This window comes from Agathobaculum faecis (genome assembly GCF_014287995.1).
Taxonomy (GTDB): Bacteria; Bacillota; Clostridia; order Oscillospirales; family Butyricicoccaceae; genus Agathobaculum; species Agathobaculum ammoniilyticum.
Map to the genome: position 1 here is coordinate 84,902 of NZ_JACOPL010000008.1, position 24,889 is coordinate 109,790.

Here is a 24,889-nt window from a genome sequence, read left to right on the forward strand (position 1 = left end):
AAAAGCAGAGCGGTCCATTTCTCCCGCTCTGCTCTCCTTTTATTTTTCTTTTTCCTGTCCGCGCGCGGTCTCCTGCTTCTTCCGCTCCACGAACCGGCCAAGGAAAAAGGCGATCACACCCACGCCTATGCCGGTTTGCACGCAGAACAGCAGGCTTTCCAGCTCGCCCGGCAGTTCACCACCGAGCAACTGCTCAAACACCGGTGTGAACCACGGCTCATAATCCTCGCCCGTGATCTCCGCCACCTTGATACTCCCCGCGTCATCCGAGCCGCCGAACTCCGCGCCGCGCAGCGCGAACACGGGACCGACAACCAGCACCACACACAGCAGGAGCAGGACAATCAGTAACGATTTGTTTTTTCTGGTCATTCCTTATCCCTCCTCAAAGCCGACGGCACACAGTTCTGGACGCGCATAGGATTCCAGCATAATCATGACGGCCACGGTCAGCACACCCTCCAGGATGGCGAGCGGAAGCTGCGTCGGCGCAAAAACCCCCAGAAACTCCACCGCCGAGCCTGAAACGCCACCCACGACAGACGGGTACGCCACCGCGAGCTGCAGGCTGGTCACGCAGTAGGTGAGCAGGTCACCCAGTGCTGCCGCCAGAAAAACCGATACCATTTTATTAACTCTCAGCTTCTGACACAGCTTGTATATGCCGAACGAAACAAACGGCCCCGCGACCGCCATGGAAAAGGTATTCGCCCCCAGCGTCGTCAAGCCGCCGTGCGCCAGCAGAATGGCCTGAAACAGCAGCACGATCACGCCAAGAATGGACACCGCGCTTGGGCCGAACAGAATCGCGCCCAGACCAGTACCCGTCATATGCGAGCAGGAGCCGGTGACCGACGGGATCTTCAGCGACGAGATCACAAAAATAAACGCCCCCGCCATTGCGATCAGCGTGACCGAGCGCCGGTCGCGCACGACCGCCCGCTGGAGGGAAAAGTACCCTGCCAGCAGGAAGGGCAGCGCGGCCACGCCCCAGAGAACGCACATCGCCGGCGGCAGAAAACCCTCCATGATATGCATGGCGCCCGCGGTGGGCAGAACGCAGCCGAGCAATGCCGCGCATGCCGTGATACGAACCAGCTTTCGTTGTTTACCTGTCATTTTATTTTCTCCTTTCCTGACCGGCCCCGTTGGGGCCGCCGTAAAAAAAACACCGCATCCAAATGCTTCCCACGCATCGGACCGGCATCGAACGCCCACTTCCCCCTTGGTAAAAGCAGGCTTTCCGCACACCGGCTATCACTCGTAACCGCTATGCGCTTCCATCCAAAAGGGCAGGTATTCTGGCTTGGGCGTCATCATCCGTTCTGCCGGCCTTCCCGGGATGACCCAGTGGCTCTCGTCTGGCGGCGGACTCTGCCCTTACAGCGGCGGGACCGCAGAGGAATCACACCTCTTTCCCTATTATCCTGCCGGAGAAATGGCAGGCACCTTTTTGTATCCGTACCGCGATCCGGCCGGAAGAAGCTGGTTGTATTATAGCATAGCCGCGCGCGCTGTTCAAGGCCGCGCCGGCGGCTTTGCTATTTTTCTCTACCGAGCAGAGCCTCCAGCCCATCCGGCGTTTTGGGGCAGGCGGCACCCGCCGGCACAAAGCCGCGCGCCGCCAGTCGGTCGAACACATCCAGCAGCAGCGGGGGGCGCAGATGCGTGCGCGCCATCAGGCGCGTATCCCGAAACACCGTCTCCGGTGCGCCCGCCGCCAAAACGCGGCCCGCACAGAACACTGCGATCCGGTCCGCCCAGCGGTAGGCGAAATCCATATCATGTGTGGAAATGACCAGCGTTCTGCCGTCCGCATGCAGGCGGTCCAGCACAGCCTCCAACCGCTCCTCTCCCGCCGGATCGAGCGACGCACCCGGCTCGTCGAACAGCAGGATGTCATTTTCCATCGCCAGGATGTCCGCGATCGTCACGCGTTTTTTCTCCCCTCCAGACAGCTCGTGTGGCGGACGGGCGCGGAACGGCTGCAGCTCCATGTAGTCGAGCGCGTGCTCCACGCGGCAGGCAACCTCCGCCTCCGGCAGCCGCAGGTTCATCGGGCCGAACGAAACCTCGGCCGCAACGGTGGACGCAATGATCTGGTCGTCCGCGTTCTGAAACACAATGCCCGCCCGTCGACACAGCCGCCCGCGCTCCTTTTTCCCGATCAGTTCCCCATCCAGCAGCATCGTGCCGCGGTCGGGCGTCAGCACGCCGTTCAGACACAGGAAAAACGTTGACTTTCCCGCTCCGTTGGCCCCCAAAACCGCCAGCCGCTCCCCCGCGTACAGGTCGAGCGAAGCGCCATCGAGCGCGTTCTTTTTCCCGTCGTAGGAAAAATACAGGTCCTTTGCCCGAAAAACGATTTCCCGCATCGCGGCTCCTTTCTATCCTGCCGCCAGCCGCATGGCCAGCAGCGCTGTCCAGAATACCAGCGTCCAAGCCACCTGCGCGCGCCGCAGGGGCTTTTTCTCTTCCAAAAAGTGCAGCGCGCCGTCATAGCCTCGCGCCGCCATCGCATTCGAATAATTCCTCGACCGCCGCAGCGCCACGACGAGCAGGTTGGCCGCCGTGCCGCCGAACGAGCGGCAGGAGGTGCGGAAATCCCGCCAGCCCAGTCGTGCCGCCGCCGCGTCATACATACGGCCATATGTATCCAGCAGCACAAAAATAAACCGGTAGGTCAGATACATCAGCTCGGTCAGCAGGCTAGGCAAACGGACCCGATGCAGCACCGACACCAGCTCGCAGGCCGTTGTCGTGAGCGCGAGCAGATACATGGCGCTCACCGCGCCAAGCGCTTTGAGAACCAGGCCGCACGCAAAGCGCGCGCGGTCCCAGTCGGTACAGAGATAAAACCCGGGCAACGGCAGGCTCCAGTCACCGGCCGGCACGCGGGAAATATCGCACGCCACCGCCAGCCCGCCCAGCAACAGGAAGACCAGCGGCGCCCGTAAAAGTCCGATATAGGCGGACAGCCGCACCCCGCCCCTGACATTTTGCAGCCACGCCAGCACGGCGATCACCGCAAGGGATACCACCGCGCGGTCTGCCGCCAGACAGATCGCCAGCGTCCCCAGCGACAGCACGACTTTGAACCCAGGGTTCCAGTCGTTCATGCCGGAGCAGTATGCCAGATGATCGACCGAGCGCACGCCGTGTCCGTTATGGCGCATATCCCCCCTCTCCTTTCCCGTCCGATATTGTGCTTATTGTAGAGCCAACCCCGCCATTTGTCAACAGCACAGAAAGGCTGGTGCGGCACATTGCCGCACCAGCCTCCTGTTTGATTGTTTACAGACGCATCTCGAAATTCCCTGCAACGCCGATATCATCATGTACAATGATGAAAGCATCCGGATCGCGTTTGCGCACCGCACGTTTAAGTGCAAATGCCTCGTCCTTGGATACTACCGTCAGCAGCACATTGGTCGATTCCCGAGTATAGCCGCCCTCTCCATGCAGCCTTGTCACACCGCGCTGCACCGTATCAAATACCAGCTGTTCCATATTATCCAGCTTGGTGATAATCATGACATCCATCGTAATACGCTGGAAATGCACCCTGTCAAGCGTCAGGTTGGCGGTCACGGAATAGATAACCGAATAGATCGCCGCAGGCAGATTGAAGAATACCGCGCAGCAGCCGAATACGAGCACGTTAATCAGGATACATACACGTCCCACGCTGAATGACGGGTTTTTCTGCGCCAGATACACGCACAATATTTCCTCCCCACCGCCGCAGCCGCCCGAAACCAGCGTAAGCCCTGCGCCAACGCCCGCAACCAGCCCTCCAACGATACAGGAGGTCAGCGTATCCGAAAAAATCGGCTGCTCTGGCCCCGTGATCACGGTCAGGAAAAAGCTGTACAGTCCGGTACAGACCAGCGTTTTGATAAAAAACGGCCTTCCCAGCTGGCTGTACGCCAGTATCAGCAGCGGGACGCTCATCAAGAAATACAGGATGCCCGCTATATCCGCGCTTCCAAGGCTGAGCCCCAGCACATTAACCAGAAATGCCCGCACCAGCTGTGCAATGCCCAGAAAACCGCCGCTGAACAGTCCCAACGGGGTGATAAATACGTTCATGCCAAACGAAAATAAAAACGTACCTGCAAAAATCAGTCCCAGAGAGCGCAAGGACATATATTCTGCCAGACGGGTCCGAAGCTCCATTTTTATCTCTCCTTTCTGTCTGCGCAAAGCAAGGCGCGGCCCTTTCCGTGCCGCGCCTTCCAGCCTCAGCTTGCCTGGAAGCGGCTGAGGAACTGCTGTGTTTTCGGGTTCTGCGGATGCTCGAAGATCTGCTCCGGCGTGCCGCTTTCCGCGATCACGCCATCGCACATAAATACGGTCCGGTTGGAAACCTCGCGCGCAAATTGCATCTCATGCGTAACCACAACCATGGTCATGCCCTCTTTTGCAAGCTGACGCATGACCGCCAGCACCTCGCCCACCATCTGCGGGTCGAGCGCGCTCGTCGGTTCATCGAACAGCAGCATTTTCGGGTGCATGGCCAGCGCACGGGCGATCGCAACGCGCTGCTTCTGGCCGCCCGAAAGCTGTGAGGGGCGCGCGTTGATATACGGTGCCATACCTACCTTTTTCAGGTAAAACAGAGCGTCCTGTTTCGCCTCCGCTTTCTTTTTGTGCAGCACATGCACCGGTCCCGCCATGCAGTTCTGCAAAACCGTCATATTGTTGAACAGGTTAAACGACTGGAACACCATGCCGACCTTGGCGCGATATTGCGACAGGTCAAAATGCACGCCGCCGACCGCTTTCCCCTCATAGGTAATCTCGCCGGACGTTGGTGTTTCCAAATGGTTGATACAGCGCAGCATCGTTGACTTCCCCGATCCGGAAGCGCCGATGATGCAGACGACCTCTCCCGAACGAACCGAAAAATCAATGTCCCGCAATACGATATGCGAACCGAAATTCTTGCTCAAATGTTCGATACGCAGGACAGTATCCGTCTTTACGCCGGCACGCCCTTTCACGGCATCCACACTCTTTGCAGACAGTGCCATCGTATGGCGGTTCAAGGGCATAGTTCGGGTAACCTCCATGTTTCATGCAGCTCCTTTTCTCGTTTCAACTTAAATCTTTCATACGGATCATAGCCGCGGACAGCACCTGTCATGCCGGCGTCTCCTCCGCTTCTTCCAGAACATAATCTTTGGGACCCGCCAGGCGTTTCTCCACCAAGCGCACCAGCGCAGTCGTTACCGTTGTCAGCACCAGATAGATCATACAGATCACGGTAAACACTTCAAAATAGGTAAAAAACTGTCCGGCAACCGATCGGCCCACATAAAACAGCTCACCGACCGTGATTACACTCAGCACCGAGGTGTCCTTGACATTACTGATCAGGTAGTTTCCAATCTGCGGCACCACATTGCGGAATGCCTGCGGCAGGATGACCAGACGCATCGTCTGACCGCGCGTCATGCCAATGGCTTCCGCGCCCTCGTTCTGCCCCGGATCAATCGACTGAATGCCACCGCGCACCGTCTCAGCCATGTAAGCGCCTGTATTGATCGAAACGATAAACAGGCCGCAGGTGACAGGGTCCATATCCGCGCCGAAATAGGCTGAGCCGTAAAAAATAACCATGGCCTGCACCATCATCGGCGTACCGCGAAACAGCCAGACGTAAAACGCAATCACTGCGCGCGCGACGCGCAGCACTGCTTTGCGCAGAGTACTATCATCCGGTTCGATTTCAAGAGCGGAAACCGCGCCGGCCAGAAAGCCAATCAGGCAACCGAGCGCCGTTCCCGCTACCGCGAGAAACGCGGCAATTTCCGCGCCCTCCAAAAACGAAGATCCATAATTCTGGATAAAATACAGAACCCTTTCAAAGAAGTCCATACTACCTATGTCCATGGTAAGTAAAAGCCGCCTTTCCGTTTGGTCACTGGTTCAGCGGCTGGTTCTGACAGGCCGCGTCCATCATCTTGTTTTTCTCCTCATCGGTGATCTTTTCCAGCGCGTCATTCAGTTTACCGACCAGTTCTTCATTACCCTTGGTTACGGCGATCGCGACATCGAGCTGCTCAGCCGGCACCTCAAACCCGCTCTCCTCGTCCAGCTCGACAATTGCTAATTCCGGATTGGAGATCAGCGTACCCTCCGCAGTCGGACGGTCGAGCAGTATCCCGTCCACCGTACCCGCGTTGACCGCAACCACCAGCACCGGCACGCTCTCCATGGCCGCCTCCTTGGAGGCACTGGGAATCTGGTCAATTACATCATACCACAAGGTATTGAGCATCGACGTCGCCTTGATGCCGGACAGTTCGTCGAGCGACTTTGCCGAAGCATACGGGCTGTCTTTTTTAACGACCATCACCAGATCAGGCGAATAATATGGCTCTGTGAAATCCATTTGTGCGCGGCGCTCTTCCGTCGGGGTAATCATGGAGATCGCGCAGTCCACCTTGTTGGACTGCACCGCCATCATCAGGCCATCCCATTCATATTTATACGGCTCCAGCGTCAGGCCAGCTTCCTCGCAGACACGTTTCATAAGGTCCACCTCAAAGCCGCACAGGTACTGCTCCGTCCCCGTTATCTGGATCGCGCCGTGCGCATCCGTATCCTGCGTCCAGTTTGTCGGCACGGTCATACCCTCAAACCCTACGCGGAGTACACTGCTGTCCGCTGTGTCCGAGGCTTCGTTGCCCCCGCCGCAGCCGGCCAGCAGACTGGTACACAGCGTTGCGGTAAGGAACGTGGCTACAAGCTTTTTTCTTATCATAAGTCATTCTTCTCTCGTTATTTATTTCATACAGGCGTCCGCCTCTACGAATACCTATATTTTAAGCCGCGATTTTGAAATTGCAACCATTGTTTGCATAACTTAATCCCGCATTAACAGCGCAGCTTTAATTTTCATTCCGTTTTAATGCCGCTGCGCGCCTCCAACTCCCAGCACCGCAAAATCCCTCTATATTTTTCCTTGACAATAGACTTACACGGTTTCATATGTACCTTCCGGCTTTGTTTTGTGGACAGCCGCCAACACGGCAGACGCATCGCTTAAAACACCTTTCTGTCAAAAAAGCAGCAGACCGCAAACCGGTCTGCTGCTTTTCATTTCCATTGATTTACCAAAAATGACGACGTTTAAAAAAATACAGACAGATACAAACAACCACCGCGCTCAACAGAATTACAGCCGGATAGCCAAATGTCCAGTGCAGCTCCGGCATATAGGCAAAATTCATCCCATACCACCCTGCAATCAGTGATAAAGGAAGGAAAACCGTTGTGACGATCGTCAGCGTTTTCATAATCCGGTTCTGTGCAATATCGATCTGCGCCTGATATTCCGTACTGATCTGGCTGGCATACTCGCGCAGCATCTGCGTTTCATCCCGCAGGCTGTCCACCCTGCGCGCAAAATATCCCAAGCGCTGCAGGCTGGTTGAGTCAAACCATTCCGGCACATTCTCCAAAACCGAATCCGCCATATCGTTGAGCTGTGCATAGTAACGGTTGAAGCGGTTAAGCTCCTGCCGCAGAGCGCTCATTTGGTGGATGAAACGGCTGACTTTCCCCTGAAGCACATCCTGCTCCAGACTGGAAAGGCTCTCTTCCAGCCGCTGAATATGGGGAAGCTCGTCCTGTATCAGAACAGACAGGAAATCTACAATAAAATCTGCGGAGCCAGCGTTTTTGTGTGCGCTCAACTGGCCTACCCTGTGCAGGCACACCTGCACAAAATCATCATAGGCGACCAGCAACACATTGCTGCCGCACCAAGTGAACGCACAGTTATGCGTAGCCTGTCTGGTGTGCGCCGGCACATGGAAGAAGCCGGCAACCTGGCCTGCTTCAAAAGTAATACGGCAGTACCGCTGTTCCTTGCCGCGCATAATATGCGGCGGGGGGCGCAGCCCCATTGGCAGCGGCGCGACAGACAGCTCCTCGTGCGGGATGACGGCCAGTATATTCTCCCAAACCTCAGGCGGCTCCTTTCCCAAAAGGCGCACCCTCTCTTCCATCCGGTAATAGCAGGACATCCCATCCCCTCCTCTGCTGTCTTATTTCCATGGGCCTACCTGAAACAAAAAAACCTGAGCCATACGGCTCAGGTTTTATAGTGGTGGAAGTTAACGGGATCGAACCGCTGACCCTCTGCTTGTAAGGCAGATGCTCTCCCAGCTGAGCTAAACTTCCATATGGTGACCCGTGCGGGACTCGAACCCGCGTTACCGCCGTGAAAGGGCGGTGTCTTAACCGCTTGACCAACGGGCCAAGGGAAATGGTAGCGGTAATTGGACTTGAACCAATGACCTTTCGGGTATGAACCGAACGCTCTAGCCAACTAAGCTATACCGCCATATGCTTTTCCCTGCGTCGCCCGTTCGTTGGCGACGATAAATATTATATTGCAAATATGTCGTATTGTCAAGTGTTTTTTGCTTTTTTCCTCAACTTTCTTTTTCCAGACCATCCAACACCTGCTCATAAAACGTCCTGTCCCATTGGTGTGTGTTGGAAAGCTCCTCTGCCGTCAGCAGGAAATACTGATCGGACACATATTCTCCCCGATCCGGCACAGGATCATCAAAGGTGCAGTCAATATAATAGGTTTCCCCGTCCAGCCGGACCGCATTCCATCCATGATTCATCTCCTCCGAGGCGATATAGACCGCACGTAGCCCAGCGGCTTCGCACAGCATACCGTATGCGCGGCCATAGCCCGCACATACAGCCTTATGGTCGAGTAATGCACCGTCCGCTGCAAAAGGCGCTGCCGCGCCGTCAGGCGCCGCTTTACCCGCTGTATCCGTATCATATTGACATAACCGAACCAGGGCGTCGTGCAGGGCGCGCAGCTTCTGCTCCTCAGACATGCCGCTGTCCACCGTTTCCGCCGCCAGCGCCCTTGCGTACGACCAGGCCTGCTCCTGCCGTGCGGGGCGCGAAAGCTCAACCCGCAGTTCGATCGTCTGGTTAGGACGCGTGGTCGCGTGCAGCGCAAACGCATAGGGATACCGCGCCTCCAGCGCACTGTACACCGCATCCAGGTCGATCTCCTCCGTGCGGAACGTCACGCTCTCTCCGCCGTCCCTGACCGCCTGCTCCAGCAGCGCCGCTGCCTCGAACGGGCTCTGCACCCGCGGCGCGGAAAGCCGCGGATACAGCAGCGTGCCTGCGATACCGCAAAACAGCGCAGCGCCTGCCAGCAGCTTACCGAAACGTGTCAATTTGCGCGCCCCCTTTCCAGAAAATAAAGCGGACGGCCCAGCCGTCCGCAATTTATTCCGGATATAAAATCACATCAGCTTAACGGTATAGTATACCGCTGTAATGAACAGATATGCCGCGCCCACGCCCAGCGCAACCAGCATGCAGGCGGGAACGAACAAGGTAACCGCCACCAAAACGGTCATCAGCAGTGGAGTCACCGTGAGCATAGTGTACGCATTGCGGCTGAACTGCGAATCAACCGTCTCGCCGCGGAACTTGAATTTGCCCTTTTTCCCGTGCAGCGACCAGACGCAGATCAACTGGATCACCGTCAGCACGGCCATAGCGCCGAGCGCCACATAGGCCAGCGAACCAAAATTGGACGAAGCGAGCGCACGGTGTACCACCCACATCAGTCCAAGCGCGACGCCCGAATCCACCGCGATCAGGAAAAATTCCGGCGCGTAGGAATGATATACCAGATAATATACCGCCAGCACCGGAAGCACCACATAAAGCACCTTGATCGGCTGGATGCCCAGATAGTTGATGACCGACATGGAAAGGATGATCACAATGCTCACAATCAGCACATTGTGCCCGCAAATCAGCCGGCGTGCACCGGAGCGTTTGCCTGAAAGCTCGCGTGCCAGCAGCCAGATGCCCCACAGCGCCCCAACGATGCCGATTCCCAGCAGGATCTTGATCATCAGGAACCCTGCCATGACCGTACTTCCGTAATTGAGCAGGCGCTGCAGCACCATCAGCACCAGAACGCCGAGCAGGCAGATGCTGAACACGGTTAACACCTTATTTGTTGTGTATTCTTCCTCACTGATTGGCTTTTTGCCCACATTGCTTTTGGCCAATGCTTACACTCCCTCTTTTTTGTACTCACATATTGCCGCCCGCATATAAAACGGCGGCCAGCGCCGCAACCGGCGCGGTTTCACACCGCAGGATTCGCGTGCCGAGCGATACGCTTCTCAGCCCCGCCCTGACGGCGGCCTCGGCCTCTTCCAAGGTGAAGCCCCCCTCCGGTCCGATCATCAGCGATACGGTCCTGCCAACACCGTCCGCGAGCGCGTCCCGCAGGCCGGTCTTTTTCTCATTTTCATAAAAGAACAGCGCAGTCTCGCTCTCCGCCGCCTGTGCGACCGCCTGCTCCACTGTTACCACCGCGCGCACGCGGGGCAGCCGTCCTCTTCCGCACTGCTTGGCGGCCTCCGTGGCGATCTTCTGCCAGCGCTCCACCTTTTTTTCGGTCTTGTCCGGCCGCGAGACACAGTTCTGTGAAAGGTAGGGTACGATCTCGCTCACACCCAGCTCGACCGCCTTCTGCACGATAAATTCCATTTTATCGCCCTTGGGCAGCGCCATAAACAGCGTCAGCCGCTGCCCTGGCTCGGTCGCCGCCGGATGGCGGTCCCGCACACGGCACAGAACCGCGTCTTTTTCGATCTGCTCCACCGTGCAGTCATAGTCTATCCCTTCGCCGTCGCATAGCGTGAGCGCCTCGCCCTGCCGCAGCCGCAGCACGCGCCCCGCGTGGTGCGCATCCTCGCCCCGCAGAACCAGCAGGCCGTTTTCCGGCTGCCGGTCAACAAAGAATCTTGGCATGGTAATCAAATAACCTTTCCTATTCTAACAAAAAAACCGCCGTTTGGCAAGTGAACATTCCGTGAATCATTTTTTCGCGGCAAAAGCGCTCCAATCCTTGCTTTCCTCCCGCGATAAAATCACAAAGCCGGTTTGTTCCAGCGCCGCGGCCACTTCGGACGCGCGTTCGTTCAGGATACCCGAGCAGATCAGCACGCCGCCCGCCGCGAGCTTGCCCGCAAACATCGGCGCCATGCCGATGATCACGTCCGCCACGATATTCGCCACGATAATCCGGTAGCCCGCGCCGATCTCCTCCGCAAGACCCGCGTCGCGCAGTGCGTCGCCGCAGAGGCCGCGGCCGATTGAGACATGGTTCTTTTCCGCGTTCTCCCGCGCGGTTTTCAGGCAGTTTTCATCAATATCGACCACCGTCCGCACATCCGCGCCCAGCATCGCGGCCGCGATGGCCAGAATGCCCGAGCCGGTCCCCATATCGAGCAGCGCGTCCCCGGGCCTGACGTACCGCTCCAGCGCGGCCATGCAGAGCTGGGTCGTGTCATGGCTGCCCGTGCCGAAGCTCGAAGCCGGATCGATTTCCAGAATACGGCGCCCCTGCGCGTCGTCCACCCTCTCCCACGAGGGCTTGATGAGAAAGCTCCCGCCGACCGGAAAGGGCTTGAAATACTGCTTCCAGCCCCATTCCCAGTCCTCCTGACGGGTCAGCGCGGTTTCCGTACACAGGCGGCCCCAGGCGTGCGCTTCATCCCGCGCCTTCAGGCTTTCGAGCGATGCGCGGATGCCGGCGTACTGCTTCGCGCCCTCGCCGCTGTCCGGCAGGTATATTTTCAGGCAGGTCTCCTGCGCGCGCTTTTCGCGCACCAGATCCTCGTCTACATAATCCCAGTATATCTCGGTATCCTTCAAAAATTCCTCAAAATCCGCAGCGTCCTCCAGCACATAGCCTTCCACGCCATGCTCCTCCAAGAGCGCTTCCACCGGCCCGATACCGGCCGTTGTGGTATAGATTGTGACTTCTTTCCAGTCCATCCAAAGCCTCCCTGTCATTTTTCTCCGTATGCCGCGCATGAAACGCGCGGCGCAGATACAGCGGGCTTTTGCCCCTTATAGCCGTATCAGGCCGTACTTCTGTTCCAGATAATGCAGGACGTCCTCCGGCTGCTCCCAGGTGCCGTCGTACAGGGCCAGCCCTGCGTATACGCGCAGCCCCTGCTCGAGCAGGTCCGCGGATTCCGCGCACAGGCAAAGCGGCCGCGCGATCATATACTGATACTTCTCCAGCGCGATCACATCATCCTCGCATTCCAGCACCAGCTTGAACGCGCCCGCGTCCTCTTCCGCGTCCAGCAGCGCTTCCTCCAGGCGCGGCCCGCATTCGATCTCATCCGAAATATCGATCGTCGGGTCGATAAAGTGTACGTTCGTGCCATCCGGCGCCAAGATGAAGTCATCGTGGTCGCGCGGCACCAACCGCCCGCCGGTATGCGCGTCGATCGCCTGCAACAGACGCGCCTCGTCGTCATGCTCGACCGGCAGGAATACCTCCGTATTGTACAGCGTGGTCTGGGCGCGCAGCCATGCAGAATGTACGGATACGCCAAGCGAGAGCCGCGCATACGGTGCGGCCATATCCAGCGCCTCCGTGATGGATTCCGGCTCGTGCGCGGTCAGGATAACAGTGGTCACACCGATGCGCTGCAGCACGCCGACCGCCGCGCGTACGTCCGTGCCATCCACCATATGCCCTTCGTCGTCCTCGATCAGCAGCTCGGCAATCACCGTGCGGCCGGTCAGGTCGCCCAGCGCCAGCACGGCCGCGCGCAGAGCAGCGAACGTCTGCGCCCCCCGCAGGTAATAAAACGCGGCGCCGTCATGCAGCAAAGGCCGGAACGCCTGCTTGCACAGGCTGATGTAGCGCATCGTGAGCGGGCGCTCACACGTTTCCCTGTCCGGCACGGGCGGGCAATCGAGCGGCAGCCCGACCGGCAGGCCGTCGAGCGCCTCCGCCCACTTCGCACAGGTCGTCCCATCGGGCGCGAGCGCGCCGGCGAAGCATTCCGGACGCGACCGGTAAAGCGGCAGCGCCTCCGGTCCTGTCAGCATGAGCTGCGGTTTATGGCTGTTCTGGCACAAAGGAATGTCCAAAATCTATCTTCCTCCCAAGAAAGACGGTAACTCAGTTTTTCTTCCAGCTGCCGTCGGGCAGCGCGGTATATTGTTGCGGCTCTTCCGCCGCCAGCTTGCACAGCTCCAAAGCGGTCTGCAGCTGCTGGTCCAGCACAAAGGTCTGCCCATCCAGCGTCTGCATCGCCCCGTCCAGCGCCTGCAGCAGCTCAGGCGAGGCATACAGGTCGGGCGCCAGTTCATAGCTCTCGCAAAACGCGGCCACCGCGTCCAGCACGTCCCCGTCAAAGGTGCTGGTCGCCTCGTCGATCAGCCCGAGCAGTGCGAGGCGTTCGGTCATGGCGTACACATCGTCCGACTGGTCGCCGAAGCGCAGGGTCCTGGTGGTGTCCAGCGGGGACAGGCCGGCGCCGTTGACCGTAACCTCTCGGTTGCCGATCTGGATATCCGGCGTCAGGCCGACGCCCTCGTAGCAGCCCTGCTTTGGCAACTCAAGCTCAAGCGTGGTGATCACCAGCTTGTCGCCGTTGACCAGCGGGAAATGGTACTGCCCCTGCCCCTTGCCGTAGGTCTTTTCCCCGATCAGGAGCGCGGCACCGGTGTCCTGCAGGCTGCCCGCGAGCAACTCGGCCGCCGAGGCCGTGCCGCCGTCCACCAGCACGATAATCTGGTTGAGCGGCAGACCGCCGCCCGTGGAGAACGTCTGTTCCAGACCGCCCATATCGCTGCGCCAGCGCACGCCCGCCAGATAGACCTCCGCCTCCTGCGTCATGGCATCGGCCATCCTGAGCGCGATATCGATCACGCCGCCGCCGTTGCCGCGCAGGTCGAGGATGACCGCGCGGGTGTTTTTCTCATCCAGCCCCTCCCAGATCTCGGAGAAGGCGGCCCAGTCGTTTTGCGACCCGATCGCGCTGACCTTGATGTATTCCACGCCGTCGGCCATGGTTTTGCTCGAAACATAAACCTGGTTGACCTGACGGCGCACGCAGTCGACCTCGATCTCGCGTCCCTGACGGCGCACGGTGAGCGAAACGCGCGTACCCTCCTCGCCGCGCAGCCGCTCGGCCGCCTCGGCGCTGGTCAGGCCGGACGCGTCCTCCCCGTCGATCCGGACAATCAGGTCGCCGATCTCCAGGCCGGCCTCCTCAGCCGCGGAATACCGCAGCACCTCGCCGATCTGCACGCCGCCCGCAGTCTCCTGCAGGCCCACGCCGATGCCGATAAAGCCCTCCAGAGTCGAAAAGCCCTGCGTGTACTCCTCGCTCGACAGGTACATGGAATGGGTATCCAGCAGGGACAGAATATCGTTGACGACATGGTACAGCTCCTCTGGATGCTCTTCCAAGTATTTATTGATATAATTTTGCAGAATATAGGGGTCGTTCTCCGCCTTCAGGCCGAACGCGTCGATCAGCGCCCACACCCCGTCAAACCAGGTCTCGCTTTCCCCATCCTGCGTCACCGCACCCGCCGGCACGACCAGCAGCGCGCCCGCCAGGGCGAGCGACACCAGCCTTTTTACGAATTTTTTCATTTGCTTCTCCATTTCCGTGTCCTGCGCGCGCATGCGGCAGTCGGGTCACATCGTTTCGGGCGCTTCCACGCCGATCAGGCCGAGCGTGTTCGCAATCGCCTGCCGCGCCGCCAGGCACAGCGCCAGGCGCGCCGCGCACAGCTTTTCATCCTCGCACTTGATGCGGCACGCATTATAGAAGTGGTGGAACTGCTGCGCGAGCGCCACCGCGTACTTGTTCAGGCGCGAGGGGTCGCGGCTCTGCGCCGCCTGCGCGATCTCCTCGGGCAGCAGCGCGATCGCCTTGACGAGCTGGCGCTCGTCCGCGCCGGTCAGTACGGACAGATCGACGGCCGCCGTATCCGGCATGGGTACGCCGCCCTCCACGCAGTTTTTGATGACCGAGCAGATGCGCGCGTGCGCGTACTGCACATAATACAGCGGGTTGTCCGAATCCTGCTTGACCGCAAGGTCCAGGTCGAACTCCATCTGGGTTTCGGCCGCGCGGGAATTGAAGAAGAACCGCGCCGCGTCCACAGGAATCTCATCGAGCAGGTCGGTCAGGGTCAGGCTTTTGCCCGTGCGCTTCGACATGCGCACGACCTCGCCGCCCTGCATCATGCGCACGAGCTGCATGAGCACGATCTCCAGGCGGTGCGAGCCGTCCAGACCGAGCGCGTCCAGCGCACACTGCAGACGCTTGACGTGGCCGTGGTGATCCGCGCCCCAGATATTGATGACGCGGTCGAAGCCGCGCTTTTCAAACTTGTTGCGGTGGTAGGCGATATCCGCCGCGAAATAGGTGTAAAACCCGTTCGCACGGCGCAGCACGTCGTCCTTATCGCAGCCGAAGTCGGTCGAGCGCAGCCAAAGCGCGCCGTCCGTGGTTTCGTAGGTCGCACCCTTCTCGGTCAGTATATCTATGGTTTCCTTGACGTAGCCGCTCTCATGCAGCTCGCTCTCGCGGAACCATACGTCGTAATTGATCTTATAGCGGCCCAGGTCGCGCTCCATGCGCGCAATGTTGGTGGGCAGGCCGTAGCCCTCGATGATGGCGAAGCGCTCCTCGGGAGTCTTGTCCAGCAGGCTGTCGCCGTACTGCCCGACCAGGTCGTGCGCGAGCGCTTTGATATCGTCACCCTGGTACCAGGACGGGTCGAATTCGATCGCGTCCTCGCCGCGCACCTCTTGGATGTAGCGGCCCTCGACCGAGTGGGCAAACTTATCCACCTGGTTGCCCGCGTCGTTGATGTAGAACTCGCGGGTCACGGTGTTGCCCGACCAGTCCAGCACAGCGGCCAGGCAGTCGCCCAGCACGCCGCCGCGCGCGTTGCCCATGTGCATCGGGCCGGTGGGGTTGGCGGATACGAACTCCACCATCACCTTTTCCGGCGCAGGGGTCTGGGTGCGGCCGTAGTCCGCGCCCATCTCGAACACGTTTTTGACCGCCTTTTCATACCAACCCTGGTTCAGCGTAAAATTCATGAAGCCCGGGCCGGCGATCTCCACCGTGTCAAAGCAGCTGTCCGCCAGGTCGAGGTTTTCCACAATCGTCTCCGCGATCTTGCGCGGCGCCGTGCGCAGCGGCTTAGCGCACTGCATGGCGAACGTGGAAGCCCAGTCGCCGTTCGCGGCGTCCTTGGGCGTTTCCACCGCAACGGGCGGGATGTCGCCTTCCGGCAAAACGCCTGCGGCGACCGCCTTGTGGTAAGCCGCCTCGACGACCCGCGTCGCCTCGGCGCGTGCAAATTCATATGCGTTCATTTATTCACTCTCCGTTACTTTTTCGTCCTTATGCCGGCGTTGTGGAAACGATCATTTCAAAATGATGCTCCCCCATGACCGAATGATCCACCTCTATCGTATAATCAATCACCAGCTCGCCGCCGTTTTCACCCACCGTGTTGCGGATGTGGGAGGTATGCGTCGCAATCGCCATTTCCGTACCGACCGGTGTCTGATACAGCCCGATATGCCGCTCATCCTCGGAGAACAGCATATGAGAGGGGTAGGTCCCCGTCCGGATGAGCGAAACCGTCTTTCCATCCAGCTTGACGGTGGTCCGCGTCCCTTCCAGTCCGGTCAGCTCGCTCTCCTCATAGGCGATGTAATATTTGCCGCCGCGCTCATACAGCGTGGCCGCCGTGACCAGGTCGATCTGTTCCTCCTCGCAGTCCGCAAACTGCTGCGTGGAGCAGATCGACAGCCAAACATCCTTCTTCATATCATTCCCCATTTTCCGTCCGGCGGCGCACCGCCGGCGCTGAACTATCCGGTCAGTACCGTGAAATCTCGACAAGCTCCGCCTCCCCTGCGGCCGGCTGCTGCAAAAATAGGCCGGCAAGCTGGGTAAAGCCCTGCGGGTCGTCCGAAACGAAATACTGCGTACCCCCCGGTCCTGCGCCCTGCTCAACCTGCGTGCGCGCGGCATTCGCCGCTTCCGCGCCGGAGTCGATCAGCGTCACTCCTTGCATGAAGTCCCCAATCACATCCGCCAGCAGTGGGTAATGCGTGCAGCCCAGGATCAGCGTATCCACGCCCGCCTCCCGCAGCGGCGTTAAGTATTCGCGCACGACCGTTTCGATCACGATGTCGCCGCGCGACACACGACCGTTTTCCACCAGCGGCACGAACAGCGGACATGCGCACACCGTCAGCGCGAGCGGGGAACGCTCCGCGGTCAGGCGGCGCTCATACGCGCCCGACCGCACGGTCGCCACCGTGCCGATCACACCGATGCGCCCGTTTTTTGTTTCCCGCAGCGCGCGGCGGCACGCAGGCTCGACCGTGCCGATGATTGGGATATCGTTTTCCTCGCCGAGCAGGTCGAGCGCAACCGAAGAAACCGTATTGCAGGCGACGATGATCGCCTTCAGGTCGAACTGCCGGAGGAAAGCAACATCCTGCCGCGCGTATTTGATGATAATATCGCGGCCGCGCGTACCGTACGGCACACGGCCGGTGTCCCCAAAATAGATGATCCGCTCCTGCGGCATGATCTCCTGCAGGCGGCGCACCGCGGTCAGCCCGCCCAAGCCGGAGTCGAACACGCCGATGGCCCGGTTATCCATGGCGCTCCTCCCACGCGAAAGAGATCAGCCGGTCGAGCAGCTCTGGATACCGCACGCCCTCATAATCGAACAGCTTGGGGTACATGCTGATCGAGGTAAAGCCCGGGATGGAATTCAGCTCGTTGAACACGACCTCCCCATCCGCATGGGTGACAAAAAAGTCCACGCGGGCCAAGCCGCGGCAGCCCAGCGCCCGATACACGCGCAGCGCGTTGCGCCGCACGGTTTCGATCTGCCGCTCGGTGATATGCGCCGGAATGTACAGCTTGGAGCTTTCATCCTTATATTTTGCGTCAAACGTATAAAATTCCTGGGTCGGCGCGATCTCGCCGACCGTGGAAGCGACCGGCTCGCGGTTGCCAAGCACCGCGCACTCGACCTCATGCCCGTCGATAAACTCCTCGACCAGCACCTTGTCGTCCAGCGCAAACGCCTCGGTCAGCCCCGCTGCCAGCTCGAGCATGTTGTTCGCCTTGGCCACGCCCACGGACGACCCCTGGGAACAGGGCTTGACGAACACAGGGAACGAACCGAGCTGTTCGGCCGCTGCGCGGACCACGCCCTCGGCGCCCCGCTCAAAGTCATGGCGCAGCGCCAGATAGTATTTCGCCTGCCGCACACCCGCGGTCTCCACCAGCACCTTGGTGATGGATTTATCCATGGAATTCGCGCTTGCCGCGACGCCACAGCCCACATAGGGGATGCCCGCCAGCTCCAGAAGGCCCTGGACCGTGCCGTCCTCGCCGCCCGCGCCGTGCAGGACCGGAAATACGCAGTCCAGCCGGACGGTTTCGGCCGCGCCCTCCCGCAGGAGAACCAGGCCATGCACGCCGCGGTCGGGCGGGAGCAGCGCCGGCACCAGATCCGCCATGCGCTCCCACGAGCCGTTCTCGATCCGCTCGACATCGCAAGTCGGGCAGTAGCGCCATGCCCCGTCGCGCGTGATGCCGACCGCGTAGATTTCGTATTTCGTCCTGTCCAGATTGCGCAGGATGGACGCCGCGGACAGGCAGGATATCTCATGCTCGCTTGAAATACCGCCGAACAATACCGCCAATTTCATTTTATGGAATTCGCCCCTTCTTGCTCTTTACTTCTTTTCATTCGTATACGGATAACATTATACGCCATATAGCGCATAAATACAATGAAAAACTATGCGTTTCCGCGCATCGTTCTTACAAAATTTACATTTGCTTCACACCTTTTTTTGAGATGCCCGTTGACAGCGCATATTATATATCATATAATATTATTGCAAACACAGAAAGAGGTGGCTTCCATGTCTTATCCCATCGCCTCCTCCCTGCTTGACGGTATCGTCCTTGCGGTGGTCGAGCGGGAGAGCACCTACGGCTACCGTATCACGCAGGATGTGCAGAAAGTGCTGGAAATATCGGAATCCACGCTGTATCCGGTGCTGCGCCGCCTACAGAAAGACGGTTGCCTGACGACCTATGACGAGGCCTTCGCCGGACGGAACCGGCGCTACTATAAGATCACCGACCACGGCCGCGCCCAGCTCCGGCAGCACCGGATCGACTGGCAGAATTACCGAAACGGGATCGACGCGATCTTTTTTGGAGGGTAAACCCATGAACAGAAGCGAGTATATGGCCGCGCTGCGCCGCGCGCTCTCCGTCCTGCCCGAGGAGGAGCGCGCCAGCGCGCTGCGCTATTATGAGGAATATTTTGACGATGCCGGTCCGGAAAACGAACGCCGGGTGATCGAGGACCTTGGCGCGCCGGAAACGGTTGCAGGGCAGATCCTTGCCGACTACCGCGAGCTGACCACCGTCCCTCGCCAGGGCGCCGCCGCTTCGGGCGCGCCAGCCGCGCCCAGGCGCGGCTGGCGCGGCATCAACCCCTGGCTGCTGCTCCTCCTCGTCGTGTTGGCGATTCCCATTGGGGTTCCGCTCGCCGGCGCTTTCATTGGTGTATGCGCCGCTGTGCTGGGCGTGCTGGCCGCCGTACTCCTGTCCGTGCTGGCGTTCGTGGTGGTGATCCCGCTCTGCCTGCTGGCCGCGGGCATCGTGCTGTGCGGCATTTCCTTTGTCCTCTGGGGCGCACCCGCGAACGCGCTCGTCACGCTGGGCTGCGGTCTGATGCTGTTCGCGCTCGGCGTGCTGGTGTCACTGTTGGCGATCAAGCTGTGTACGCTGTTTGTGCCGCCAGTGTTCCGCGCCTTTGTCGCGCTGCTGCGTTGGCCGTTCGATAAACTGAGAAGCCGTAATCAGGGAGGTGGGGTGCAATGAAAAAGCTGATCCTTGCCTGCTGCGCGCTGTTCGTGCTGGGCGGCGTGCTTGCCGCGGGCGGCTGGGCGGCAGGCGGCGAGCTGTACAGTTCTTATTACAGCGGCGCGTTCCACTCCCTGCGCGAGACTCTGCACATCCCGCACTGGCGGGAGTGGTGGGACGAGGACGGCGTCCGTCATTCCGGCTTTTTCCATGGCGCGCTAGACGAGATCCGGGACGAGGTGCGCGGCCATATCGACAATGCGCCGGAGGAGGGCCGGCCGGATTCCGACACTTCCCTGTATCCCAGCGGCCGCGCTGGCTATACTGTTTTTTACGGAAAGTCCGACACGCTCCTTCAGGAGCTTGACCTGTCGGTTGACGGAAATAGCGGTTCCGTCCTGGTGAAAGCTGGAACGGATTATACCGTCTCCGGCGGCGCCACCGTCCTGACCGACCATTTTGACGGCGAAGCATGGTCGCTGGCCCTGTTCTGTCGGGAGGGAGAACAGGTCACGGTCACGCTCCCCGCGCTTGCCATGCTGCGCTCGGTCGGCATCCATTCGCAGGGCTGCAGCCTGGATTTTAACGGCTCCATCGCTGCCAGCGAAATCGATATCGAGCTGGCGGACGGCACGCTGAGCTGCGGCGAGCTTTTCGCATCCGGCGCGCTCGACCTGTCCATCGGAAGCGGGGGCGTCTATGCGGAACGGCTCTCCGCGGCGGAGCTGGATATCGAGGTCGAAAGCGGCGATCTGGACTGCGAAAGCCTGGCTGCAAACGATACCCTGGACCTTACCATTGAAAGCGGCACTGCTTCTGTCGATCTGCTCTCCGCCCCCGTCATTGAAGCAGAGGTCGGCACAGGCAGTCTGGATGCCGGCGTCGCGGTTTCCGACCATTTCGGCTATCAGGCCGTCGCTTCGGCAGGCTCGGTCTATCTGAACGGCACGGAGATCGCCGGAGATATGGCCGGCGCGCATCGCGCTTTCCAAAAGGGCAGCGACCCCATGCTCCGGCTGAACGTTGCGGGCGGCTATATCGAATTGGCCACCGATCCATCAGACGTTTCTGCAACGCGCCATACCGCAAGCTTTCCCTCTTGACGAACCCCTCAAAACAACGTATGATAGATGAAAAGGAGTCTTTACTATGAATGGTAAAAAGCTGTACCGCAGCGAATCCGACCGCATGCTGTGCGGCGTGTGCGCAGGCATTGCGGAGTATTTCCAGATCGATGCGACACTGATCCGCCTCGCCTGGGTATTCCTTTGCTGCTTCGGCGTGTTTCCTGGCGTAGTTGCCTATATCATCGCAGCGATCATCATTCCGACCCAAAGCGCGGTTCAATAAGCCTACCAACGAGAGGATGTGTCCCCCTTATGAATGAAAACCAGCAGCCCCTGCAGGACGAGGAAAACACCGCCAAAGAAAACCAGGCGGCCGCACCCGCGGAAACCGGCGAGCCGGAGCAACCAGAAAGCCCCGCCGAGAATCGCGTATTCGGCATGCCGCGCACCTGCTTCCGCGGCACGGCGCTGGGCGTCGCATTCGGTTTTCTCCTGTGCGGCTTTGCCGGCATCCTGTTTGATGTCCAGTTGGACTCCACTATGTGCGTGATCGTATGCGCCGCAGCCGGCTACCTGATCTCCCGCATGGTGTACAAAAAGCGCGAGACGGACGCATCCCAGAACAGTAAATAACGCAAAAAGCAGCCGGCGAGCCCTGCCTGCTGCTTTTTTGCGCGATATTCCCTTGTCCCCAAAGCAAAGGAGGAAATCTTTCCATGAAAACCGCTGTCGTTTATTTCTCCCTCGGCGGTGCGACGCGCTCGTTCGCCCGTGCGGAAGCGAATGCGCGCGGCGCGGACCTGTTCGAAGCCGTGCCGGAGAAAAAATACAACCCGTTTTCCGCGCTTGTCCGCGGCTGCCACGCCGCCATGCGCCAGAAAAGCGTGCCGCTGTCGGAAGCGCCCGACCTGACCGGCTACGGGCACATCGTCCTGATGGCGCCGGTCTGGGGCGGCTTCCCCGCGCCGCCGTTCAACAGCATCGCCGGCCTGCTCCCGCGCGGCGCGGAGGTGGAGGCACTGCTCGTTTCCGCCAGCGGAAGCAGTGAAAAAAGCCGCGCCAAGGTGCGCGCGCTGCTGGAAGCCCGGGGCTGTCGGGTCGTCGCCCAGCGCGACATCCGCTCGCACCGATGAGGGCGTACACCTATATCCTGCGCTGCACGGACGGCACACTGTACTGCGGCTGGACCAACGATCTGACCGCCCGCCTCGCCGCGCACAACAGCGGAAGGGGTGCGAAATACACGCGCGGCCGCGGGCCGGTCACCCTGGCCTACAGCGAGCTGTTCGGCACGCAAGGGGAGGCCATGCGCCGCGAAGCGGCGCTCAAGCGGCTGCCGCGCCCGCAGAAGCTCGCGCTCATCCAGGGCCAGGCGGACGGAGAGCTGCTCACCATTTACGACGCCGACGGACGGCCCTGCGGCGACCGGCCGCGCGCGGTCGTACATGCACAGGGGTTGTTCCATCACGTCTGCCACCTGTGGACGGCCAGCCGGTGGGACGGCACGCCCGGGTTGTGGCTGCAGCAGCGGGCGTTTGACCGCCCGCTCTATCCCGGCGGGTACGATCTCTCCTCGACCGGACACATCGACCCCGGCGAAACGCCCGAAGCCGCCGTTCTGCGCGAGGCGCGCGAGGAGATTGGGCTGGACCTGTCCCCCGACAGTCTGGTTTCGGGCGGCAGCTACCGCCAGCGCTACCCGCGCGGCGAGAGCGGCGGCTTTGACGATGAGTTGGCGTTCGCTTTCCTGACCCGTTTGGACGGCATACCGGCTTTCTCGCCGGGCAGCGAGGTCGTGGGCATGGCTTTTGTCCCGCTGGACGTCTTCGCCGCCGCGTATGAAGGCGCCGCGCCGCTCATGGGGCGGCGCGCGGACGGGAGCCGCCTGACCATCCCGCACGAAAACCTGTGCTGCCTGCACGACGCGGAGTGGAAGGGTGTCCGCAGCGCGCTGCAGACGCTACTCGCCCCCGAAAGCACAAAATAAAAAGGGCTATCCCTCGGACAGCCCTTTTTCCATTCATTTGCCCATTGCGCCAAGCACAATATTGCACCCCAAGCAGGCCGCGGCGCAGACCGCATACACGACCGCCCGCTGGCGGCACGCCCTCGCCTTGGGATCCTCCTGCTTGTCCGCCTGTTCGGTGCGGCCGCAGATCATGCCGTACCGAAGCTGCTGAAAGATCGTCAGCCCCGCGAATGCGGCGAACATGACGAGCAGCACACGCTGCACGGTTTCCATCTCAGTGGATCAGGTTGAGTACGAGCGCCGCGATCACGAAGATCACGCCGACAACCGAGGTCAGGCGCGCGAAGATCTTATCCGCCGCGGTCGCCTTGCCGGAGCCGAAGAACGTTTCCGCGCCGCCGGAGATCGCACCCAGGCCCTGCTGCGCGCCATTCTGGAGCAGTACAACGACAATCAGGAACAGGCTGGCGACAATCATTACGATTGAAAGAGCGATTTGTGCAGTAGTCATGGCTTTTATTCCTCCATTATTTTATCGCGCGGTGCCGCGCGTTTTACTTGCGTACATGGTACTATATCACACGAACGCCGGTTTTTCAAGTGTTTTTTTACAAAAAAGGCTTCAAAATGCCTTTCAAGGGGTCTCCGGCCGCGTTTGCATACACCTTGCGGCCGACAAGGTCCACCACCGCGAGCCGGATCGTCGACCAGCCGCCCTGCTCCCCCTCGTAATGCCGCTCCGCGGACAGCTTTTTAATTTTTTTCTGCAGCGCCTTATCGGCGGGACCGGTAACCAGTATCAGCGAAACCAGGGAAAAGCTGTGCTGTGCGTCCGCCTGCACCAGCGCGTCCTCGGCCTCCGCGGAGTATGTCCACCACCCGTCCAGCGCCGCTTCCTCCAGATCGGGCGCGGCGAACAGCAGCCGGTACTCATGCGCATGGGTGGTGCTGCCGGTCGGCATAATGCCGAGGATCTTGCGCTCGCTGCTGACGCTGAAGCTGCTCAGCAGCGCTGCCGTGCGGCCCGCGACCTCGACGTTCCGCCGCGAAACGAACGCCTCGTCCTGTCCTTCTTGCAGTCTGTCGCGGAACGCAACAAATTCGGTTGAAAAATCCATATCCATCCTTCTTCCGCTCACAGGTCGGGCGGGTATTCACCCCGCCTTGTCATATCCGCGATCGCGGCGCTGACCACCGGCTTATCCTCCCGATAGGTCACGCCGAACCAGCGCGCGTCCGTCGTCAGCACCTTGGCCGAGGCGCGCCCCGCTTCGATCAGCTCGTCCACGGCAAACGGCAGGTAGTATTCGCCTTTCATCGGGTTGAGCGGCAGCTTTTCCGCAAAAAAGCGGCGCAGCTCCTGGTCGAGCGCGGGCAGAAACGAGGGGGTAAAGCCCCAAAGGTTCATGGAAACCGGCGTCCCCTCCGGAATGGCGCCGGCCGGCGCGTCCCCGTCCGCGGCATAGACGATCGCACCGTCCGCGGCGCGCGCGATCGCGGTGCGCTCGACGATGCTGGTCAGGAACCCGTCCCCGTCCGCCGTGCAGACACCACGGGAAACCGTGCCGTTTTCCGTCAGCGTATTCTCCACCCGATAACCGACCATGCAGTAGCGGTATTTTTCGTCGTCCGCCGCCGACGAGAGATAGGCATAAATCTGCCGAAACGCGTCCGCCCCATAAAAATCATCCGCGTTAATGACCGCGATCGGGCAGCCGCCGGCCAGCTCCTTCGCGCACCAGACCGCGTGCGCCGTGCCGAGCGGCTTTTCCCTGCCCGCCGGCGCCGCCAGCCCCGCGGGCAAGCGGTCGAGCGTCTGATAGGCATACTCCACCTGCATGAAACGGCGCGCCTTTTGTCCGATCGCGCGCTCAAACGCCTCGTGCAGCTCCGGCCGGATGATGAACACCACCCGTTCAAAGCCCACACGGTGCGCGTCGTAAATCGAATAATCCAGAATGATCTGCCCGCCCGGGCCGACCGGATCGATCTGCTTGAGTCCGCCGTAGCGCGACCCCATGCCCGCGGCCATGATCACCAAAACCGGTTTTTGCATCGCTTGCTCCCTCTTC

General features: G+C 60.2%; 30 protein-coding genes, 3 tRNA genes and 1 riboswitch. Of the genes, 7 read left to right on the top strand and 26 right to left on the bottom strand.

The genetic code is table 11. From position 1 onward, the window contains the following. Positions 1 to 39: 39 nt before the first annotated feature. The 22 genes from H8S45_RS09855 to H8S45_RS09960 all read right to left on the bottom strand — a co-directional run bounded on the left by H8S45_RS09855 (position 40) and on the right by H8S45_RS09960 (position 18,607). Positions 40 to 372, bottom strand: a complete 333-nt coding sequence (locus tag H8S45_RS09855) for an energy-coupling factor ABC transporter substrate-binding protein (RefSeq protein ID WP_054327002.1) — start codon at positions 370 to 372, stop codon at positions 40 to 42. A 3-nt stretch (positions 373 to 375) separates the two neighbouring features. Further along, positions 376 to 1,119 carry an energy-coupling factor ABC transporter permease gene (locus H8S45_RS09860; RefSeq protein ID WP_054327003.1) on the bottom strand — a complete coding sequence of 248 codons (744 nt, stop codon included), beginning with the start codon at positions 1,117 to 1,119 and terminating at the stop codon, positions 376 to 378. A 155-nt stretch (positions 1,120 to 1,274) separates the two neighbouring features. Then, positions 1,275 to 1,468: riboswitch (cobalamin riboswitch) on the bottom strand. 73 nt (positions 1,469 to 1,541) lie between these two features. Further along, a complete protein-coding gene (locus tag H8S45_RS09865) occupies positions 1,542 to 2,375 on the bottom strand; it encodes an energy-coupling factor ABC transporter ATP-binding protein (protein ID WP_054327004.1) in 834 nt (277 codons plus the stop codon). A 12-nt stretch (positions 2,376 to 2,387) separates the two neighbouring features. Then, positions 2,388 to 3,176, bottom strand: coding sequence for a cobalt ECF transporter T component CbiQ (cbiQ, locus tag H8S45_RS09870; protein ID WP_054327005.1), 789 nt, complete (start codon positions 3,174 to 3,176; stop codon positions 2,388 to 2,390). A gap of 118 nt (positions 3,177 to 3,294) precedes the next feature. Then, positions 3,295 to 4,179, bottom strand: a complete 885-nt coding sequence (locus tag H8S45_RS09875) for a YitT family protein (protein WP_054327006.1) — start codon at positions 4,177 to 4,179, stop codon at positions 3,295 to 3,297. A 65-nt stretch (positions 4,180 to 4,244) separates the two neighbouring features. Next, a complete protein-coding gene (locus H8S45_RS09880; protein WP_054327056.1) occupies positions 4,245 to 5,036 on the bottom strand; it encodes an amino acid ABC transporter ATP-binding protein in 792 nt (263 codons plus the stop codon). A gap of 109 nt (positions 5,037 to 5,145) precedes the next feature. After that, positions 5,146 to 5,898 (bottom strand): amino acid ABC transporter permease, encoded by a 753-nt coding sequence (locus H8S45_RS09885; RefSeq protein ID WP_107631593.1) that lies wholly within the window; start codon positions 5,896 to 5,898, stop codon positions 5,146 to 5,148. A gap of 28 nt (positions 5,899 to 5,926) precedes the next feature. Then, complete coding sequence (locus H8S45_RS09890; RefSeq protein ID WP_054327007.1) at positions 5,927 to 6,772, bottom strand: transporter substrate-binding domain-containing protein; 846 nt, start codon at positions 6,770 to 6,772, stop codon at positions 5,927 to 5,929. Between the two features lie 349 nt (positions 6,773 to 7,121). Then, entirely contained in the window at positions 7,122 to 8,039 is a 918-nt protein-coding gene (locus tag H8S45_RS09895; RefSeq protein WP_107631592.1) for a magnesium transporter CorA family protein, read from the bottom strand. 81 nt (positions 8,040 to 8,120) lie between these two features. Then, a tRNA-Val gene (locus tag H8S45_RS09900) sits at positions 8,121 to 8,196 on the bottom strand. A gap of 3 nt (positions 8,197 to 8,199) precedes the next feature. Next, positions 8,200 to 8,274: transfer RNA gene (locus H8S45_RS09905), tRNA-Glu, on the bottom strand. Between the two features lie 8 nt (positions 8,275 to 8,282). Next, a tRNA-Met gene (locus H8S45_RS09910) sits at positions 8,283 to 8,359 on the bottom strand. Between the two features lie 91 nt (positions 8,360 to 8,450). Continuing rightward, a complete protein-coding gene (locus H8S45_RS09915; protein ID WP_054327009.1) occupies positions 8,451 to 9,230 on the bottom strand; it encodes a transglutaminase domain-containing protein in 780 nt (259 codons plus the stop codon). Between the two features lie 69 nt (positions 9,231 to 9,299). Further along, complete coding sequence (locus H8S45_RS09920) at positions 9,300 to 10,082, bottom strand: hypothetical protein (protein ID WP_186950005.1); 783 nt, start codon at positions 10,080 to 10,082, stop codon at positions 9,300 to 9,302. Positions 10,083 to 10,107: 25 nt separating this feature from the next. Next, positions 10,108 to 10,833, bottom strand: coding sequence for a 16S rRNA (uracil(1498)-N(3))-methyltransferase (locus H8S45_RS09925; protein WP_147573732.1), 726 nt, complete (start codon positions 10,831 to 10,833; stop codon positions 10,108 to 10,110). Between the two features lie 66 nt (positions 10,834 to 10,899). Beyond that, the gene (gene prmA / locus H8S45_RS09930; protein WP_107631591.1) at positions 10,900 to 11,862 is read right to left on the bottom strand and encodes a 50S ribosomal protein L11 methyltransferase; all 963 of its coding nucleotides are present in this window, start codon (positions 11,860 to 11,862) and stop codon (positions 10,900 to 10,902) included. 75 nt (positions 11,863 to 11,937) lie between these two features. Beyond that, complete coding sequence (locus H8S45_RS09935; RefSeq protein WP_054327014.1) at positions 11,938 to 12,978, bottom strand: hypothetical protein; 1,041 nt, start codon at positions 12,976 to 12,978, stop codon at positions 11,938 to 11,940. Positions 12,979 to 13,009: 31 nt separating this feature from the next. Further along, entirely contained in the window at positions 13,010 to 14,494 is a 1,485-nt protein-coding gene (locus H8S45_RS09940) for a S41 family peptidase (RefSeq protein ID WP_161804717.1), read from the bottom strand. A gap of 45 nt (positions 14,495 to 14,539) precedes the next feature. Next, positions 14,540 to 16,237 (bottom strand): arginine--tRNA ligase, encoded by a 1,698-nt coding sequence (gene argS / locus H8S45_RS09945; RefSeq protein ID WP_186950007.1) that lies wholly within the window; start codon positions 16,235 to 16,237, stop codon positions 14,540 to 14,542. 28 nt (positions 16,238 to 16,265) lie between these two features. Beyond that, positions 16,266 to 16,697 (bottom strand): DUF1934 domain-containing protein, encoded by a 432-nt coding sequence (locus H8S45_RS09950; protein ID WP_159068162.1) that lies wholly within the window; start codon positions 16,695 to 16,697, stop codon positions 16,266 to 16,268. Between the two features lie 52 nt (positions 16,698 to 16,749). Beyond that, complete coding sequence (gene murI, locus H8S45_RS09955) at positions 16,750 to 17,544, bottom strand: glutamate racemase (protein ID WP_054327017.1); 795 nt, start codon at positions 17,542 to 17,544, stop codon at positions 16,750 to 16,752. Continuing rightward, on the bottom strand, positions 17,537 to 18,607 hold the full coding sequence (locus H8S45_RS09960) for a D-alanine--D-alanine ligase family protein (RefSeq protein ID WP_054327018.1): 1,071 nt from the start codon (positions 18,605 to 18,607) through the stop codon (positions 17,537 to 17,539). Before H8S45_RS09960 ends, murI begins: the two co-directional genes overlap by 8 nt. Positions 18,608 to 18,826: 219 nt before the next feature. On the opposite strand from H8S45_RS09960, the gene H8S45_RS09965 reads away from it, so the two are divergent. The 7 genes from H8S45_RS09965 (at position 18,827) to H8S45_RS16755 (ending at position 22,835) form a co-directional block, all read left to right on the top strand. Beyond that, a complete protein-coding gene (locus H8S45_RS09965) occupies positions 18,827 to 19,135 on the top strand; it encodes a PadR family transcriptional regulator (RefSeq protein ID WP_054327019.1) in 309 nt (102 codons plus the stop codon). 4 nt (positions 19,136 to 19,139) lie between these two features. Continuing rightward, positions 19,140 to 19,799: a DUF1700 domain-containing protein gene (locus tag H8S45_RS09970; RefSeq protein ID WP_054327020.1), complete on the top strand. Its 660-nt coding sequence runs from the start codon at positions 19,140 to 19,142 to the stop codon at positions 19,797 to 19,799. Next, positions 19,796 to 20,884, top strand: a complete 1,089-nt coding sequence (locus H8S45_RS09975; RefSeq protein ID WP_186950009.1) for a DUF4097 family beta strand repeat-containing protein — start codon at positions 19,796 to 19,798, stop codon at positions 20,882 to 20,884. The genes H8S45_RS09970 and H8S45_RS09975 overlap by 4 nt, the downstream gene beginning before the upstream one ends. A gap of 46 nt (positions 20,885 to 20,930) precedes the next feature. After that, positions 20,931 to 21,131, top strand: a complete 201-nt coding sequence (locus tag H8S45_RS09980; protein ID WP_054327022.1) for a PspC domain-containing protein — start codon at positions 20,931 to 20,933, stop codon at positions 21,129 to 21,131. A 29-nt stretch (positions 21,132 to 21,160) separates the two neighbouring features. Continuing rightward, complete coding sequence (locus H8S45_RS09985; protein WP_186950011.1) at positions 21,161 to 21,481, top strand: hypothetical protein; 321 nt, start codon at positions 21,161 to 21,163, stop codon at positions 21,479 to 21,481. An 83-nt stretch (positions 21,482 to 21,564) separates the two neighbouring features. Continuing rightward, the gene (locus H8S45_RS09990) at positions 21,565 to 21,981 is read left to right on the top strand and encodes a hypothetical protein (RefSeq protein WP_054327024.1); all 417 of its coding nucleotides are present in this window, start codon (positions 21,565 to 21,567) and stop codon (positions 21,979 to 21,981) included. Further along, a complete protein-coding gene (locus H8S45_RS16755; RefSeq protein ID WP_186950013.1) occupies positions 21,978 to 22,835 on the top strand; it encodes a GIY-YIG nuclease family protein in 858 nt (285 codons plus the stop codon). Before H8S45_RS09990 ends, H8S45_RS16755 begins: the two co-directional genes overlap by 4 nt. 33 nt (positions 22,836 to 22,868) lie before the next feature. On the opposite strand, the gene H8S45_RS10000 is transcribed toward H8S45_RS16755, so the two are convergent. From H8S45_RS10000 to H8S45_RS10015, 4 genes are all read right to left on the bottom strand, one after another. After that, positions 22,869 to 23,090 carry a hypothetical protein gene (locus H8S45_RS10000; protein WP_054327025.1) on the bottom strand — a complete coding sequence of 74 codons (222 nt, stop codon included), beginning with the start codon at positions 23,088 to 23,090 and terminating at the stop codon, positions 22,869 to 22,871. A 1-nt stretch (position 23,091) separates the two neighbouring features. Further along, entirely contained in the window at positions 23,092 to 23,328 is a 237-nt protein-coding gene (gene secG / locus H8S45_RS10005; RefSeq protein ID WP_054327026.1) for a preprotein translocase subunit SecG, read from the bottom strand. Positions 23,329 to 23,425: 97 nt separating this feature from the next. After that, positions 23,426 to 23,935 (bottom strand): hypothetical protein, encoded by a 510-nt coding sequence (locus H8S45_RS10010; RefSeq protein WP_186950015.1) that lies wholly within the window; start codon positions 23,933 to 23,935, stop codon positions 23,426 to 23,428. 17 nt (positions 23,936 to 23,952) lie between these two features. Next, complete coding sequence (locus H8S45_RS10015) at positions 23,953 to 24,873, bottom strand: sugar phosphate nucleotidyltransferase (RefSeq protein WP_186950017.1); 921 nt, start codon at positions 24,871 to 24,873, stop codon at positions 23,953 to 23,955. Positions 24,874 to 24,889 lie beyond the last annotated feature (16 nt).

Bases quoted from the DNA above. Each gene is read 5' to 3' on its own strand.
- H8S45_RS09855 (WP_054327002.1), bottom strand. From the start codon at position 372: ATGACCAGAAAAAACAAATCGTTACTGATTGTCCTGCTCCTGCTGTGT.
- H8S45_RS09860 (WP_054327003.1), bottom strand. From the start codon at position 1,119: ATGACAGGTAAACAACGAAAGCTGGTTCGTATCACGGCATGCGCGGCA.
- H8S45_RS09865 (WP_054327004.1), bottom strand. From the start codon at position 2,375: ATGCGGGAAATCGTTTTTCGGGCAAAGGACCTGTATTTTTCCTACGAC.
- cbiQ (WP_054327005.1), bottom strand. From the start codon at position 3,176: ATGCGCCATAACGGACACGGCGTGCGCTCGGTCGATCATCTGGCATAC.
- H8S45_RS09875 (WP_054327006.1), bottom strand. From the start codon at position 4,179: ATGGAGCTTCGGACCCGTCTGGCAGAATATATGTCCTTGCGCTCTCTG.
- H8S45_RS09880 (WP_054327056.1), bottom strand. From the start codon at position 5,036: ATGGCACTGTCTGCAAAGAGTGTGGATGCCGTGAAAGGGCGTGCCGGC.
- H8S45_RS09885 (WP_107631593.1), bottom strand. From the start codon at position 5,898: ATGGACATAGGTAGTATGGACTTCTTTGAAAGGGTTCTGTATTTTATC.
- H8S45_RS09890 (WP_054327007.1), bottom strand. From the start codon at position 6,772: ATGATAAGAAAAAAGCTTGTAGCCACGTTCCTTACCGCAACGCTGTGT.
- H8S45_RS09895 (WP_107631592.1), bottom strand. From the start codon at position 8,039: ATGTCCTGCTATTACCGGATGGAAGAGAGGGTGCGCCTTTTGGGAAAG.
- H8S45_RS09925 (WP_147573732.1), bottom strand. From the start codon at position 10,833: ATGCCAAGATTCTTTGTTGACCGGCAGCCGGAAAACGGCCTGCTGGTT.
- prmA (WP_107631591.1), bottom strand. From the start codon at position 11,862: ATGGACTGGAAAGAAGTCACAATCTATACCACAACGGCCGGTATCGGG.
- H8S45_RS09940 (WP_161804717.1), bottom strand. From the start codon at position 14,494: ATGAAAAAATTCGTAAAAAGGCTGGTGTCGCTCGCCCTGGCGGGCGCG.
- argS (WP_186950007.1), bottom strand. From the start codon at position 16,237: ATGAACGCATATGAATTTGCACGCGCCGAGGCGACGCGGGTCGTCGAG.
- H8S45_RS09950 (WP_159068162.1), bottom strand. From the start codon at position 16,697: ATGAAGAAGGATGTTTGGCTGTCGATCTGCTCCACGCAGCAGTTTGCG.
- murI (WP_054327017.1), bottom strand. From the start codon at position 17,544: ATGGATAACCGGGCCATCGGCGTGTTCGACTCCGGCTTGGGCGGGCTG.
- H8S45_RS09960 (WP_054327018.1), bottom strand. From the start codon at position 18,607: ATGAAATTGGCGGTATTGTTCGGCGGTATTTCAAGCGAGCATGAGATA.
- H8S45_RS09965 (WP_054327019.1), top strand. From the start codon at position 18,827: ATGTCTTATCCCATCGCCTCCTCCCTGCTTGACGGTATCGTCCTTGCG.
- H8S45_RS09970 (WP_054327020.1), top strand. From the start codon at position 19,140: ATGAACAGAAGCGAGTATATGGCCGCGCTGCGCCGCGCGCTCTCCGTC.
- H8S45_RS09975 (WP_186950009.1), top strand. From the start codon at position 19,796: ATGAAAAAGCTGATCCTTGCCTGCTGCGCGCTGTTCGTGCTGGGCGGC.
- H8S45_RS09980 (WP_054327022.1), top strand. From the start codon at position 20,931: ATGAATGGTAAAAAGCTGTACCGCAGCGAATCCGACCGCATGCTGTGC.
- H8S45_RS09985 (WP_186950011.1), top strand. From the start codon at position 21,161: ATGAATGAAAACCAGCAGCCCCTGCAGGACGAGGAAAACACCGCCAAA.
- H8S45_RS09990 (WP_054327024.1), top strand. From the start codon at position 21,565: ATGAAAACCGCTGTCGTTTATTTCTCCCTCGGCGGTGCGACGCGCTCG.
- H8S45_RS16755 (WP_186950013.1), top strand. From the start codon at position 21,978: ATGAGGGCGTACACCTATATCCTGCGCTGCACGGACGGCACACTGTAC.
- H8S45_RS10000 (WP_054327025.1), bottom strand. From the start codon at position 23,090: ATGGAAACCGTGCAGCGTGTGCTGCTCGTCATGTTCGCCGCATTCGCG.
- secG (WP_054327026.1), bottom strand. From the start codon at position 23,328: ATGACTACTGCACAAATCGCTCTTTCAATCGTAATGATTGTCGCCAGC.
- H8S45_RS10010 (WP_186950015.1), bottom strand. From the start codon at position 23,935: ATGGATTTTTCAACCGAATTTGTTGCGTTCCGCGACAGACTGCAAGAA.
- H8S45_RS10015 (WP_186950017.1), bottom strand. From the start codon at position 24,873: ATGCAAAAACCGGTTTTGGTGATCATGGCCGCGGGCATGGGGTCGCGC.